This window comes from Pseudoalteromonas sp. MTN2-4 (assembly GCF_042848605.1).
Taxonomy (GTDB): Bacteria; Pseudomonadota; Gammaproteobacteria; order Enterobacterales; family Alteromonadaceae; genus Pseudoalteromonas.
Map to the genome: position 1 here is coordinate 417,553 of NZ_BTGK01000001.1, position 15,736 is coordinate 433,288.

Annotated in this window: 13 protein-coding genes; 1 reads left to right on the plus strand and 12 read right to left on the minus strand. The window is 42.1% G+C overall.

Annotation, left to right across the window (positions count from 1 at the left end):
* Window positions 1-87 precede the first annotated feature (87 nt).
* Complete coding sequence (locus ACGHEH_RS01960; protein WP_390441383.1) at window positions 88-984, plus strand: GGDEF domain-containing protein; 897 nt, start codon at window positions 88-90, stop codon at window positions 982-984.
* 52 nt (window positions 985-1,036) lie between these two features.
* Here ACGHEH_RS01960 and ACGHEH_RS01965 read toward each other — a convergent pair whose 3' ends face one another.
* The 12 genes from ACGHEH_RS01965 to rseP all read right to left on the minus strand — a co-directional run bounded on the left by ACGHEH_RS01965 (window position 1,037) and on the right by rseP (window position 15,736).
* A complete protein-coding gene (locus ACGHEH_RS01965) occupies window positions 1,037-1,375 on the minus strand; it encodes a hypothetical protein (RefSeq protein ID WP_390441385.1) in 339 nt (112 codons plus the stop codon).
* Window position 1,376: 1 nt separating this feature from the next.
* Window positions 1,377-2,702 carry a tRNA lysidine(34) synthetase TilS gene (tilS, locus tag ACGHEH_RS01970; protein WP_390441387.1) on the minus strand — a complete coding sequence of 442 codons (1,326 nt, stop codon included), beginning with the start codon at window positions 2,700-2,702 and terminating at the stop codon, window positions 1,377-1,379.
* A 53-nt stretch (window positions 2,703-2,755) separates the two neighbouring features.
* Window positions 2,756-3,712: an acetyl-CoA carboxylase carboxyl transferase subunit alpha gene (accA, locus tag ACGHEH_RS01975; RefSeq protein WP_130257115.1), complete on the minus strand. Its 957-nt coding sequence runs from the start codon at window positions 3,710-3,712 to the stop codon at window positions 2,756-2,758.
* A 14-nt stretch (window positions 3,713-3,726) separates the two neighbouring features.
* On the minus strand, window positions 3,727-7,218 hold the full coding sequence (dnaE, locus tag ACGHEH_RS01980; RefSeq protein ID WP_390441389.1) for a DNA polymerase III subunit alpha: 3,492 nt from the start codon (window positions 7,216-7,218) through the stop codon (window positions 3,727-3,729).
* Window positions 7,218-7,814: a ribonuclease HII gene (gene rnhB / locus ACGHEH_RS01985; RefSeq protein ID WP_390441391.1), complete on the minus strand. Its 597-nt coding sequence runs from the start codon at window positions 7,812-7,814 to the stop codon at window positions 7,218-7,220. The genes dnaE and rnhB overlap by 1 nt, the downstream gene beginning before the upstream one ends.
* A complete protein-coding gene (gene lpxB, locus ACGHEH_RS01990) occupies window positions 7,804-8,961 on the minus strand; it encodes a lipid-A-disaccharide synthase (RefSeq protein ID WP_390441393.1) in 1,158 nt (385 codons plus the stop codon). Before lpxB ends, rnhB begins: the two co-directional genes overlap by 11 nt.
* Before the next feature lie 80 nt (window positions 8,962-9,041).
* Window positions 9,042-9,815, minus strand: a complete 774-nt coding sequence (gene lpxA / locus ACGHEH_RS01995; protein WP_390441395.1) for an acyl-ACP--UDP-N-acetylglucosamine O-acyltransferase — start codon at window positions 9,813-9,815, stop codon at window positions 9,042-9,044.
* A complete protein-coding gene (fabZ, locus tag ACGHEH_RS02000; protein WP_058031624.1) occupies window positions 9,815-10,267 on the minus strand; it encodes a 3-hydroxyacyl-ACP dehydratase FabZ in 453 nt (150 codons plus the stop codon). The genes lpxA and fabZ overlap by 1 nt, the downstream gene beginning before the upstream one ends.
* 10 nt (window positions 10,268-10,277) lie before the next feature.
* Entirely contained in the window at window positions 10,278-11,315 is a 1,038-nt protein-coding gene (gene lpxD / locus ACGHEH_RS02005; RefSeq protein WP_390441398.1) for a UDP-3-O-(3-hydroxymyristoyl)glucosamine N-acyltransferase, read from the minus strand.
* The gene (locus tag ACGHEH_RS02010) at window positions 11,315-11,785 is read right to left on the minus strand and encodes an OmpH family outer membrane protein (protein WP_390442385.1); all 471 of its coding nucleotides are present in this window, start codon (window positions 11,783-11,785) and stop codon (window positions 11,315-11,317) included. The genes lpxD and ACGHEH_RS02010 overlap by 1 nt, the downstream gene beginning before the upstream one ends.
* A 58-nt stretch (window positions 11,786-11,843) precedes the next feature.
* Window positions 11,844-14,315: an outer membrane protein assembly factor BamA gene (gene bamA / locus ACGHEH_RS02015; RefSeq protein WP_390441400.1), complete on the minus strand. Its 2,472-nt coding sequence runs from the start codon at window positions 14,313-14,315 to the stop codon at window positions 11,844-11,846.
* A gap of 68 nt (window positions 14,316-14,383) precedes the next feature.
* Window positions 14,384-15,736 carry a sigma E protease regulator RseP gene (gene rseP / locus ACGHEH_RS02020; protein ID WP_390441402.1) on the minus strand — a complete coding sequence of 451 codons (1,353 nt, stop codon included), beginning with the start codon at window positions 15,734-15,736 and terminating at the stop codon, window positions 14,384-14,386.

Consider the following 15,736-nt stretch of genomic DNA (forward strand, 5'->3'; position numbering starts at 1 on the left):
GCAAGCGATTGTTTTTCAGCCAGTTTAAAAATTTGGCACAAAATTAGCTTATATGAACTCAGTTATGATAATTAGGGGTTCTAACTAATGGAAAACGTCCATATTCTGACGCAAAGGCTCACAACGCGTGGCGACTATTTGCCGTTTAATACTGAGCAATATATTAATCAAGAACCAATGTTTGCTCATCGTCTGGTTGAAAAGCTGCAAACAACGCTTGATATTGAAGAACTGCTAGCCATTTATGCAGAGCATGCCGAACGTATTATCAAATTATCAGGACTACAGTTTCACACTGCATTAGGCGCTTTTCAATTAAAAGACAGTGATAAACAATACACACCCTTTAGTTTTGATTTAGACCTCAATGGAGAGCATTTAGGTAAACTGGTGTATTTTTGCCAATATCAGTTAAGCCCAGCTATTAAAAGCAAGCTGCAATCTATTCACCAAGCTTTAGTTTACCCATTGCGAAACGCATTGATGTATCAGCGTGTTTTACAACTGGCAACGAAAGACTCATTAACTGGTCTATATAACCGCAGCCAATTTAATGACAACCTCGTTCAAAAGATTGAAAATGGCCGTCGTCATCAACGTAAATTTAGCTTGATGCTGCTTGATTTAGACAACTTTAAACAAGTAAATGATAACTTTGGTCACAAAGCGGGTGACGAAGTGTTAATTGAGTTTTCAAACATTCTAAAAGCTTCAATTAGAACAACTGACAGTGTCTTCCGCTTTGGAGGCGATGAGTTCGCGATTTTAATTGATGATCCTGAGTTTGTTACTAATAAATTGATTGCTGAACGCATCATTCTTTCTGTAGGGCACTGTAAATTAATGTCAAAATATGGTGTCACAACCAGCATTGGTTTCACTCTCGCCGAAGGCGCTGACTGCGAAGATAATATCTTTGCTAGAGCCGATAAAGGCTTATATAAAGCGAAAGCAGCAGGCAGAAACTGCGCTCGCGCTATCTAAACAATTCGCCAAAGCAAGCCCCTAACTTGCTTTGGCTCTTACACCCTTTCTATTACTTTGATTTGCTCCACAATAAATAAGCAAACAAACAACTCGAAGCACCAAAGAAAAAAGCATTGATTAACCATGCCAGAGCAACAAAACTAGGTAACTCCGCCATCACCACCAAAACTAATGGCATTAAAAGCGCAAAAATAAAAAAGCTGCCACCTTTACCGTGCCAATAGCTCAGTAATAAAATCACTGTAACCATACCAAGCACTATCGCTGAGATTAAATTACCAACGATTAGCTCACTAACCACAGCTAAAGGAATAAAAAGCAGTAAGGTGAATACCATGCCAATGGGGGATTTTTGCGCCAACGACTGACCAATTTTTCTCTTTTGCATATTAGGTTAACTCCCAAGAAATACCGCTTTCCTCACTAATATAATCAGCAGATACAAAATGGCCCACAACCTGTACAAGGTTGTCGTCGTAAAACACTAAGGGGATATTATCTCGCTGCCAAGTGGGGACTTTTAATTCTTTAAGCCAATATTTTAACGTATTACTGCGTAGTTTCTTATATGGTTTTATTTGTGACTTTAACAGCCCAAAACGGATAGAAACGCGCTCATGCTCAAAAGGCAGTCTTAGCAATCCACCGGACTCGCGTTTTAACGTCGTTTTATCATTTAACACTAGCGTCGTGCTTTCTATGTTCTTGACGTTATTTGGAGTGAAGTCCTGCGCATCAAAGTACAACTTATCTCTGTAGCGTCTAATCACCCCTTTCGATAATCGCACTTGCATTTGAGCATCTTCACGACCTTCTAGGCTTTGCGTTAAAATCTGTGACATTTGCGCCTTTGAGGGCATGACTACACCTAAATCACTTAACCATGCTCTCACAACATTGCTCTGCCTAAGCGCACTAAACTGTTTTAACTCATTGAGTTTTAGTGTGGCAGGCACATCGTTTTTATCTGCACAGAGTAACAAATCCGCTTGGCTTATTTCGTCAATTAATGCTTGCTGTTGCTGTAATAGTTCAATACTGCGCAGCGTACTTTTTAAAAAACCATTAAAGCGTTTTTTAAGCGGCGGAATAATTTGGTTGCGTAAAAAATTGCGGTCGAACTTATCATCTTGATTCGACTCATCTTCGATATGTGCTAAAGAAAAAGTGCGAGCAACTGCTTCAATGTCTTCTCGTGAAATATTCAAAAGTGGCCTAATACATTGCCTACCCGATGACAAACGAACTGTATCTTGCATTGCACTGAGCCCTGTAAGGCCAGAGCCGCGCTTGAGTCGCAATAAGAAGGTTTCTAACTGATCATCCGCATGCTGGCCTAATAAAATGAGGCTGCCCTGCTCTGCTAGCTCATCAAGCGCCTGATAGCGCGCATCTCGAGCAAGCGCTTCTAGGGATTGTCTCGCTTTTGGCTGAACATTAACGCGCTTAGTTTTAAAAGGAATAGTAAGAGATAGACAAAGCTGCTCACAAAACTGCTGCCAGTCCTGTGCATTTTCAGATAAGCCATGATTAACATAAATAGCTTCGACTGAAATAGACTGATTTGAACCTAGACTCTCAAGATAGGCCTTACATAAATGTAATAACACGACTGAGTCGACACCACCCGAAAGTGCCACCGTTAGGCCTGAGCCTAAATGTAATTTTGGCTCTAATACTGTTTTAAACTGTTTAAATAACGTGGTTTTTATCATAACTCTAAAACGCAAAAAAGCCGCATAATGCGGCTTTTTTCAAAAGCTTATGTTTAGCAGTAACCAAACGACATGAGTCGCTTGTAACGCTGTTCAAGCATATCTTCTGTGCTTAATGCTGTTAGTTCAGCAAGATCACGGTTAAGTTGAGCTTTTAAGTTTTTCGCCATCTCATCATAGTTACGATGCGCGCCACCTAGTGGTTCATCAATGATGTTATTGATCAGGTCTAGCTCTTTTACACGCGTTGCCGATACACCCATTGCTTCAGCAGCAAGTGGCGCTTTTTCAGCACTCTTCCAAAGGATTGACGCACAACCTTCAGGAGAGATAACAGAGTACGTGCTGTACTGAAGCATGTTAACACGGTCACCAACACCAATGGCTAGTGCACCACCTGAACCACCTTCACCAATGACCGTACAAATTGTTGGTACTTTTAACGCAGCCATTACTTTTAGGTTACGTGCGATTGCTTCACTTTGACCACGCTCTTCAGCGCCAACACCTGGGTATGCTCCCGGTGTGTCAATGAATGTAATGATTGGCATTTTAAAACGCTCAGCCATTTCCATTAAACGAAGGGCTTTACGGTAACCTTCTGGCTTTGGCATGCCGAAGTTACGCTTAATCTTTTCTGCTGTATCACGGCCTTTTTGCTGACCGATAACCATAACAGGCTTACCGTCTAAACGTGCTACACCACCTAAAATTGCAGGGTCATTTGCGAAAGTACGATCACCCGCAAATTCGTCAAATTCAGTAAAAATGCGCTCGATGTAATCACGTGCATATGGACGTAACGGGTGACGTGCAAGTTGAGAAACCTGCCATGCACCTAATTCAGAGAATACTTTTTCAGTTAGCTCAACGTTCTTTTCTTTTAAACGAGAAATTTCTTCTTCTAAGCTCAGGTCTAAACTGCCTGAACGGCTAACATTTTGTAGTTCTTTAATTTTTGCTTCTAATTCAGCAATTGGAAGCTCAAAATCAAGATAATTGAGGCTCATGCTCTACAACCTAATTAATTAAATTCTAATTCTATATCTTGTGCCGCTAACTGAGATAATCGCGTTATAAGATCATCTGTTGGCGTCACACACCATTCTGTACCTAACGTTAGTTCTGCTAACGCATCAGGACGCTGATATTGAACCTTAACTTCGCAAGTACCGAATTTATAAGGTTCTAAGACTTTTCGTAAATTATCGAAGAAGTTCGCGTCAATTTGCACCATATTTAGAGTCATTTTTATTGCTCTGATGCGTTTTTCACGCGCCTGAGCTATGGTACACACGTCTCTGGCTGTCATTGTAATGCCACCAGAGAAGTTATCAAAGCTGACCTGTCCAGATATTACCAAGATTTGGTTAATTTGCAGCAATTCTTGATAAGTTTCGTACTGTTCAGGAAATAAGCGTACATCAATTCGGGCACTTTTGTCATCTAAAGTTATTAAACCCCAACGTTGATTTCGTTTATTAATCAGCGTTCTCGCATTAATCACCAAACCGGCCGCCGTTGCGCTCACATCGCGGTTAGTCGGCTGTAAGTCAACTAGTTTACCCGACGTATAGTGCTTTAACTCTTTGCGATACTGATTTATTGGGTGACCTGTTAAATACAAGCCTAAGGTTTCTTTCTCACCATTTAGCCACTCTTTATCTGGCATAGGTAGAGCAGACTCAAACGCTTGCTCCACTTCATCAGGCTCAGTCGCTAATAAACCAAACAAGTCACTTTGACCAATTGCTTCGGCTTTATGATGCTGCTCAGCAGCTTTCATTGCAGCTGGCAAGCTGGCTAGCAAAATTGAACGGCCAGCTTGATTTTGCTCAGGTCCCAGCTTATCTAAGGCACCTGCATAAATCAGCTTTTCAACCACACGCTTATTTAAACGCTTTAAATCAACACGGGCGCAGAAATCGAATAAGTCTTTAAACTCCCCACCTTGATCACGCGCTTCGAGAATCGCTTCAACCGGGCCTTCACCCACCCCTTTAATCGCACCGATACCGTAAACAATTTCGCCTTTTAAGTTAACAGTAAACTTATATAAGCCTTCATTGACGTTAGGCGGTAATAAAGCCAACTTCATGTTTTCACATTCATCAACCAGGGTGACGATTTTATCGGTGTTATCCATATCCGCCGACATTACCGCAGCCATGAACTCGGCAGGGTAATGGGTTTTCATCCAAAGCGTTTGATACGAAACCAGTGCATAGGCTGCTGAGTGAGATTTGTTAAAGCCGTAACCTGCGAACTTTTCTACCAAGTCGAAGATCTTCATGGCGAGTTCGCCATCGACACCGTTGTTTACAGCACCATCTTCGAAGGTTGAACGCTGTTTTGCCATTTCTTCAGGTTTTTTCTTACCCATCGCACGACGAAGCATATCAGCGCCACCTAGCGTATAACCTGCTAGCACCTGCGCGATCTGCATGACTTGCTCCTGATAGAGGATGATCCCGTAGGTTGGTTCTAGAATAGGTTGCAAGCTGTCGTGCTGATACTGTGCATCTGGGTATGAAATATCTTCTCTGCCATGCTTACGGTCGATAAAGTTATCTACCATGCCCGATTGCAGTGGACCCGGTCGGAACAGGGCAACCAGTGCGATCATATCTTCGAAGCAGTCGGGCTTAAGACGACGAATTAGGTCTTTCATACCGCGAGATTCTAGCTGGAACACGGCGGTGGTTTCGGCGCGAAGTAATAGCTCAATACTCGGTTTATCATCAAGCGGAATGGCATTAATATCGACATGCGGTTTGCCTTCACGGTCAAGACGCTCGTTGGTCATATCAAGCGCCCACTGCAAAATTGTCAGTGTTCTTAGACCTAAGAAGTCAAACTTAACTAAGCCCGCTGTTTCAACATCATTCTTATCGAATTGTGTAACCGGGAACTTACCTTCTTCATCGCAATACAACGCGGCGAAATCAGTTATGGTCGTAGGCGAGATAACAACACCACCGGCGTGCTTACCGGCGTTTCGTGTACAGCCTTCAAGGATGCGACACATGTCGATAAGCTCTTTTACTTCTTCATCACCATCGTAAGCTTCTGGGAGACGCGGCTCGACATCAAAGGCTTTAGCTAGGGTCATACCTGGATCTGGCGGTACTAACTTTGATATACGATCAACGAAGCCATACGGGTGACCAAGTACACGACCTACGTCACGTATTACGGCTTTTGCAGCCATAGTACCGAAAGTGATGATCTGAGATACCGCATCACGACCATATAACTTAGCTACGTGGTCGATTACCTCGTCTCGTCTATCCATACAGAAGTCGACGTCGAAGTCGGGCATTGAGATACGTTCAGGGTTTAGGAATCGCTCGAATAGTAAGTCGAATTCAAGGGGATCAAGATCTGTGATCTTCAGGGCATAAGCCACTAATGAACCGGCACCAGAACCACGCCCTGGTCCTACTGGAATATTATTGTCTTTACTCCACTGGATGAACTCCATTACGATCAAGAAGTAACCTGGGAATCCCATTTGGTTGATAACGTCAAGTTCGATTTTAAGACGTTCATCATACTCAACGCGTTTTTCTTTGCGCTCATCTTCGTCAGGGAATAAGAACTGCAAACGCTCTTCAAGACCGTCTTCGGATACCTTAACTAAAAAGTCTTCAATTTTTAAATCACCAGTCGGATAATCTGGTAAGAAGTAGGTTCCAAGTTGAACAGTCACATTACAGCGTTTCGCAATTTCAACCGTGTTCTCAAGTGCTTCAGGAATATCACTGAACAACTCAATCATTTGCTCAGGCGTTTTTAAATACTGCTCTTTTGAGAATCGTTTTGGACGGCGTTTGTCTTCAAGTGTGTAACCATCGTGAATAGCCACACGTATTTCGTGTGCATCAAAGTCATGTTCATGCAAAAACACGACTTCATTGGTGGCAACAACCGGTAAGTCACGTTGCTCAGCCAGTTTCACCGCCTCATGCAAGTAATCTTCTTCGTCTGCCCGCCCCGTTCGGATCAGCTCAAGATAGAAATGATCTTTGAAATGTTCTTCATAGAAAGCAACCGTATCTAATGCCAACTGATGATTATGCTTTAGAAGCGCCTTACCCACATCACCGTCTTTACCACCCGAAAGTAAAATTAGGCCTTCTTTGTGCTCAGCAAGCCACTGTTTATCAACCACAGGACGATGGAAGACATGACCACGCTGATAGGCTCTCGAAATAAGTAAAGTCAGGTTTTTATAACCATCGTTATTTTTGGCAAGTACCACCAAACGGCATGGCTCTTCAGGAAACTCATCACTTTTAAGCCAGATATCCGCCCCTACAATGGGCTTAATACCTGCACCATGTGCCCCGCCATAAAAACGTACAAGGCCACATAAGTTCATTTGATCTGTAATAGCAAAAGCTGGAAGCGCTAACTCTTGTGCTCGCGCAACAATCGGCTTGGTCTTTGCCAAGCCATCAACCATAGAGAAGTCACTGTGAACACGTAAATGAACAAACTGCGGTGCTGGCATTACTGCTCCTTACTTTGCAAAATTCGCTGTACAGGCTTAAACGACGTGCGGTGGTGTGGCGTTGCACCGTATTGCTCTAGCGCTGCAAAATGCGCTTTCGTTGGGTAGCCTTTATGACCTGCAAAGCCATACTCAGGGTATTGTGCATCAAGCTCTAGCATTTCTTGGTCACGTGCAACTTTTGCCAAAATTGACGCTGCGCTGATCTCTTCAACTAAACTATCGCCTTTCACCACGCTCTGCGCAGCCATGCTTAGTTTTGGTAAACGGTTGCCATCTACAAATACAAATTCAGGCTGAATAGACAGGCCCTCGACGGCACGGCTCATTGCAAGCATAGTGGCATGTAAAATATTCAGTTCGTCAATTTCAGCCACACTGGCACGGGCAATGTGGTAGCAAAGTGCTTTTTCTTTGATTTCTGCAGCGAGTGCATTACGCTTTTTTTCTGAAAGCTTTTTAGAATCAGCAAGGCCTTCAATGGGCTTACTCGGATCTAAAATAACCGCAGCGGTGACAACATCGCCCACTAACGGGCCACGGCCAACTTCGTCTACACCAGCAATATATTTAACATTTGGTCGTTCAATTTGCATTAATAAGCTCCTTAACTGCTAGAGCCGCTTGTTTGCTGGCATCAAGTCGAATGTTGTTATGAATATCGTAAAATTTATCAATCAATGCTTGGCTATCGCCTTTTAGCATAGGAAAAAGCGCATCGGCTAGCGCATCGCTATTACATTCATCTTGCAAAAATTCAGGCACTAAGGGCGCATCAGCCAATAAATTAGGAAGAGAGAAATACTTAATATTAAAAGTAAAAAAGTTTTTGAAGATCCAATAACTAACAGGCTTAAACTTATACCCGACCACCATAGGCTTTTTATACAGCATGGCTTCAAGTGTCGCAGTGCCAGAGGCAAGTAATACAGCGTTTGCCGCGGTCATCGCCTCACTAGATTGACCGTCCAAAAGCTGCACTTTGAGGTTTGGTGCGGCTTTTTCTTTGATCTCAGTAAATTGCGCTCTGCGTTTATCGTTTACTAAAGGCACGATAACTTTTAATTCAGGAATACGCTCTTGTAGTTTTTGAGCGGTTTGCAGATACGTCTCACTTAATAAGCCAACCTCAGAGCCACGACTGCCCGGAAGAAGCGCTAAAACGGTATCTTCAGCAGAAAGATTTAACTTCGTTCTCGCCGCATTGGTATCGGCTTCAAGTGGAATGTCATCCGCTAAGGTGTGGCCGACAAATGTACATGGTACTTCATGCTTGTCATAAAAAGCTTTTTCAAATGGCAATAACGACAAAACTAAACTAGTTGCTTCAGCAATGTTAAAGATGCGTTTTTGACGCCAAGCCCACACTGAAGGGCTCACGTATTGCACTGTTTTAATACCAGCCGCTTTTAATGGCTTTTCAACACGAAGGTTAAAGTCTGGCGCATCAATGCCCACATAGACATCGGGTGGGTTATCTATAAAGTGCTGAACTAGCTGTTTTCTGATTTTCAGTAAACGCGGTAAGCGGCCTAAGACTTCAACTAACCCCATTACTGAGAGCTCTTCCATATCGAATAAACTCTCACAGCCTTCAGCCTGCATTTTAGGGCCTGCAATGCCAATAAAACGTGCATTCGGATAGTGTACCCTCAATGCTTTGATTAAGCCTGCACCCAAAATATCGCCGGACAACTCGCCCGCAACAACACCAATCGTGATTGGTTGTGTATTTGTCGTCATGTTCTAGTTCTTTTTAAATAAAAACGCCATACACGTTAAATTGTATGGCGTTTGTACATGCTTTAAATAAACCGTCGAGGCTAGCGAATAATGCCGCGCTCAGACGTGTCTAAGAAATCAATCATGCTTTGCACTGCTGCAAACTGTTTAGCATCGTCAGCAAGTGAAGCCACGGCTTCATCTAGTGTTAAGCCTTTTCTAAAAAATGCTTTATACGCTCTACGAACCGCCATAATTTCATCGCTTTCAAACCCGCGACGCTTCATACCTTCGGTATTCACTGCTGCAGGTTTTGCTGGCATGCCTGTTGTTGTAACAAATGGCGGAACGTCTTTACTCACACCTGAGTACATGCCAATAAATGCGTGCGCACCAACCTTACAGAACTGATGTACACCTGTATTACCTGCTAAAATAGCCCAATCACCTACATGAACGTGACCAGCTACACTTGCACCATTTGAAAAAATGACATTATTACCAATCACTGCATCATGAGCAATGTGCGTGTAAGCCATAAATAAGTTGTTACTACCTATTTTAGTCACGCCTTTATCTTGAATGGTACCACGGTGTATCGTCGCACATTCTCGAACAATATTGTTGTCGCCCATGATTAATTGAGTTGGTTCATCCTTGTACTTTTTGTCTTGGCAGGCTTCTCCAATAGACGCGAACTGATAAAAGTGATTACCTTTACCAATCGTCGAAGGCCCTTTTACAACTACATGAGATTCAATAATCGTGTTATCTCCGATAACAACATCATTACCAATATAGCTGTAAGGCCCTACTTTAACGTTTTCGCCAAGTTGGGCGCCTGATTCAATAACTGCAGTAGGATGAATTAACATTAAAACTCTCTTCTTGCACACATAAGGTCAGCGGTACACACAACCTTACCATCTACTTTTGCTTCTGCTGAAAAACGCCAAATATTACGACGTTCTTTTTCAAATTTAACGTGAATATGCATTTGGTCGCCAGGGACCACAGGCTGCTTAAAACGTGCATTATCAATACCTGCAAACAAGTATAGCTCGTTGTCGCCAGTATTTTGTACTGTTTTAAAACCTAACAAGCCTGTTGCTTGCGCCATAGCTTCTAAAATAAGTACACCAGGGAAGATTTTCTGATCAGGAAAGTGACCCGTAAAAATTGGCTCGTTTACGGTAACGTTTTTTACCGCATGCAAGTAATCACCTGGCTGAAAATCGACCACTTTATCTACCAAAAGCATAGGGTATCGGTGTGGTAATAAGCGCATGATTTCTTGAACATCAAAACTGTTTAATTCGTTAGCCAAAATAGTATCCTTATTCATCAACTGTTTTTTGAGGTGAGCGCGTTTCTAACACTTTGATACGCTCTTTAAAATCAGATAAATTTCTAAAATGCGCCATGTTACGACGCCATTCTTTGTTGGTCGTGTGCGGCATCCCTGAAGAATATGCACCCGGCTCAGTAATTGACTTAGTCACCATGGTCATGCCTGTCAGCATAACACCATCACAAATATCAATATGACCATTGATACCAACAAGACCTGCAATTTGGCAATATTTACCAACTGTTGTGCTACCAGCGATAACTGAACAAGCCGCCATTGCACTGCCTTGACCAATTTCTACATTGTGTGCGATTTGAATTTGGTTATCTAAAATCACATCGTCATGGATGATGGTGTCATCTAAAGCGCCACGGTCGATGGTTGTGCTAGCACCAATTTCTACGCGATCACCAATAATTACTCTGCCTAGCTGTGGAATTTTCACCCATTTACCAGCTTCATTGGCATATCCAAAACCATCGCTGCCAATGACCGCGCCAGATTGGAACAAGCAATATTCACCAATTTCAATATCATGGTAAACACTCACATTAGCCCAAAGCTTTGTGCCCTGTCCTATTTTAGTATTTTCACCAACAAAGCACCCTGCGCCAATTTGCACGTTATCACCAAGCACAACACCTGCTGAAATAACCGCATTTGCAGCAACACTGACGTTTTCGCCAATCTGTGCATTTTCATCTATAACGGCACTTGGGTGAATACCATTGGCACAAACCGGTGTCGTATCCATCATTTGCGCAAGTTTTGCGTAAGCGATATAGGCGTCTTTTACGATTACTTTATTGCCTGAGAACAATGCGGCTTCTTTTTCAGAAATAATCACTGCGCCCGCTTGAGTTTCATCAAGCTGAGCACGATACTTTTTATTTGCCAAAAAAGCGATGTCTGTTTCTTTAGCATTCGCTAAAGTTGCTATCTTCTCAATACAATGAGACGCATCCCCGTCAAGGGATGCGTCTAAAAATTCGCTAATTTGGGCGAGGGTATATTGTTTTGTCATTACTTTTTGCTAACTGCTTCAACAACCTTGCTAGAAAGGTCGGTTACTTTATCAGGGTTAAAGTAAATTGTCGTATCTTTTACTTTAACTTCATCAAACTTACCGTTTTTAGCTACAGATTGAATAGTATCAATGATTAGCTTTTGTACTTTTGCTAATTCTTGGTTTTGACGCGCTTTAATTTCTTGCTCTAAAGGACGACCTTTTTCAGCAAGTTGTTTTTGCATGTCGCGAATTTTACCTTCAAGCGCTGCTTTTTGCTCTTCGCTCATAGTTGCACTTTCGCGCTTATACTTTTCAGCTTCAAAACGAATGTCGCCCTGTAGCTTTTCCAATTCTTGACGGCGTTCTGCGAACTCAGTTTGAAGCTGTTGTTCAATTTTAGCCATTTGTGGGATTTGCTGGTAGATAGACTGCATGTCTACGATACCTACTTTATGTGCTAATGCACTTGCAGAAGTACCCATCATTAATGCTGCTAAAATGCTTAGTGCCGTTGTTTTTATAATCGTTTTCACAAAAAACTCCTTAGAATGTATTCGTTATATTAAAGCTGATAGTTTTAGTTTCGTCTTTGTCTTCTTTCTTCAGTGGATAAGCAAAACTAATCAGCATAGGTCCCATAGGGGAAATCCATTGTAATGACAGACCTGTCGATGCTCTAAAACGACCTGGGTCTGCATAATCACGCAATTTACTAACCTGCTCTTCCTGTAAGTCAGAGTAGCGGTCAATATCAAATTCAGTGTCCCACACGTTGGCAACATCAACAAAGAAACTTGTTCGTACAGAAGTGGTTTTATCTTCATCTAAGAACGGAGTTGGCACGATGAGTTCCATACCGGCTACTGCTTTGGCATTACCACCAATTCGACCAGATACAATAAGTTCGTCAAACTCTGGCGCCGAACCAATTGTGCCTGTTATACTACCATCCGGTAAAACAGAACCATTAATTGGTTTAGTTTGTCTTCTGATTGCCTCTGGCAGAATTGTATTTCTGTCAAAGCCGCGTAATTCTTCTTCTGTGATCCTAAAATACTCTTGGAACGGTAAGATTTGATCAAAACCATTCGTTGAACCGTACCCATTACCATATGCTAACGCTGCTCTAGCAGAGAACACCCAACGGTGATCATTACTAATTGGCCAATAGAAACGAGAATTGTAGTTAATCTTGAAGAAATTAAGGTCTGAGTTAGGCGTTGTCGCATTCAGCGTTAATGTCTGGCGAGAGCCCGCTGTCGGGAACATACCACGGTTTACCGTGATACGAGACCAACCCGCACTTAACTCATACTTGGTGAAATCATAGGCAGCATCTGGATCTTCTGGGTTAAAGAACGCCGAGCGCATAATAAGTGTCTGCTCGTAATAAGCAATGTCAGATAAGCTTTCTTGGATCCAACGACCACCAAAGTTGATTCGGTTTACGGCATCAATTGGGAAACCAAAATTAGTACCAATACCATAGCTCTTAGACTTATAAGGTACGATACTAAATGCAGTAGAATCGTAATTACTATAGAAAATGCTAGTACCTTGCGATACACCATCTGGCGTAAAGTAAGGGTCAGTGTATGAGATACTATAGCGGTCTGAACCTTTTGAAGTATTAATATTAAACGCTAATTGATTACCCGTACCTAGGAAGTTCGATTCACTGACTCCGATATTGAACTGCAAACCTGCATATGAGCCATACGCTACACCCGCTTGAAAGCTACCTGCTGGTTGCTCTTTAACGGTAAAGTCAACGTCAACTTGGTCATCAATACCTGCTATCGGTTTTACTTCAAATTCAACATTTTCCATATAAGGTAGACGTTGAATCTGTAATTTTGAACGCTCAAGACTCTGGTTAGATAACCATGCGCCTTCGAGTTGCGTCATTTCTCGACGCACAACTTCATCTGCAGTTATTTGGTTACCATTCACCATAATACGGCGAACATAGATACGTTTACCTGGATTAACTGACAGCGTTAATTTTACTTCTTGATTCTCGTCGTCAATTTCAGGAATAGTACGAACTTCGGCATTTGCATAACCAAAACGCGCTAAATAGCTTTTAATGTACTCTTCTGAAGCCGTTACCACTGAGCCATTGTAAAGTTCACCCGTTTTAAGCGGAATTATACTCTTAAGTAGCTCTTCACGGCCTAATAAATCACCAATGAAGTCAAACCCCTTAACCGTATACTGTTTACCCTCAGTAATATTCGCAGTGACATACACTGACTCACGCTCAGGACTCACAGATACTTGCGTTGAATCGATGTTAAAACGAAGATAGCCCTTGTCTAGGTAAAAACTTCTAATTTTTTCTAAATCGCCTTCAATCGTCTGCTTTTGATAACGATCATTGGATAAGAATCTCCACCAAGGTAAATCTTGTTGTGATTCTACAAGATTCAACAGCTCTTCGTCAGAAAACAGCTCATTACCAACTAAGTTAATTTGTCTAACTGATGCTGCATCACCTTCATCAAAATCCAGATTTAGGCGTACTCGGTTACGAGGTAACTCAGTGATACTTACCTTAATTTTGGCATTATATTTACCAATACTGTGAAAGAAGTCGATTAAACCTTTTTCAATGTTAGATAAAACAGTCCTATCTAAAGGCTCACCTGCACGGATATTTTGCTGATCAAGACTGTCATTTAATTGCTCGTCTTTGATGTCTTTGTTGCCATCAAATTCAATTGATGCAATCGTCGGTCTTTCTCTTACCTTGAAGATGAGTAGTTCATCGTCACGATAAACAGAAATGTCTTCAAAGTGGCCTGATTTATATAACGCTTTGACTGTTTGAGAAATCGTATATTCATCAATGTTATCACCCACATTAATTGGAATATGGGTCAGTGCAGCACCCAGTGCTACACGCTGTAAACCTTCAACTTTTAAATCTTCTACGATAAAGGAGCTTTGCCCAGCTGCCGCAAAGCTTGCGCCTAGTAAACTGGTTACTGCGAGATGTTTTTTTATCGGCATTTTATTATCTTTATCCTTTACAACTATTAGCGTACATAGCGCTTTGTGGCTTTAAGTGACATTTTGGCTTATAACCTTGAAACATCATTAAGCAATGCAAAACAGGTCAGGCCTAGAAGCAACATCGCCCCAATTTTATAACCTAACTCTTGTGTCTTTTCAGAGACTGGTTTTTTGCGAATAAGTTCAATTATGTAATACATTAAATGTCCGCCATCTAAAACTGGCAGTGGCAATAAATTAAAAACTCCAAGATTGACACTTATTAACGCTAAGAAACTGAGAAAAGCCACTAACCCATAACTGACACTGGTGCCCGCGCCTACTGCAATTCCTACTGGACCACTTAAATTATTGACTGACACTTTGCCGGTAATTAGGTTACCAATCATGTCAAAACTCAATGTGATCAATGCGTAGGTCTTTTGTACGCCAAGCACAATACTATCCAATGGCCCATAATGTCTAGTTTCAATGTACCCAGGCGGCCAACTTTCTAATTGAGGAACGACACCTAGAAAGCCTTGTTGGATGCCATTTGGCCCAGATCTCGCTTCTGGGGTTACTGATAAGATTTGTCGATAACCATTTCTCATCACCTCAAGCTGTATGGCTTTATTAGGTGAAGCTTGTACAAGACTGACCAGAGATTGCCATTGTTCGATTTCTTGACCATCTGCAGTAAGAAGCTTATCCCCTACTTGTAAACCCGCTTGGCTTGCGGCTGAGCCTTTTGCAACATGACCAATAGTAAGTGTTAAAGCAGGTCTGTAAGGTACGATGCCAATCGCATCTAGTGGCGGCTGATCTTTTTTATCTAGTTTCCAACCAGCTAAGTCGATAGTACGAATTTGAATTTGTTGTTGAGCGTCTTTGACCTTCACTTCAACAGATGGCTCACCTAAATGCGACATTAAACTGAAGGTGACTTCTTGCCAAGAAAGTACGTCTTGTCCACCCATGGCTAAAATATGATCGCCCGACTGTAATTGTGCCGATTCTGCTCGGCTTTGTGTATGCACATCACCCACAACAGGTTTGGCATTTTGCACGCCAATCATATACATGAGTGCCAGCGCGAAAATAGCAAAAATAAAATTAGCCATTGGGCCTGCGATTACAATGGCAATGCGAGACCAGACTGATTTGTTATTAAAAGAAAGATGTGCTTCGCTGGGGTCAACGGCTTCTACACGCTCGTCGAGCATCTTCACATAACCGCCAAGTGGGATCATGGCAATCACATACTCAGTGCCTAGTTTGTCATGCCAACGACACAAAGGCTTTCCAAAACCTACAGAAAACCTTAAAACTTTTACGCCTGCTTTTCTTGCAACCCAAAAGTGCCCGTATTCATGCACGGTAACTAAAATACCTAATGCTACAATGAAAGACCCTAAGTGCCAGAAAAACTCAAACAT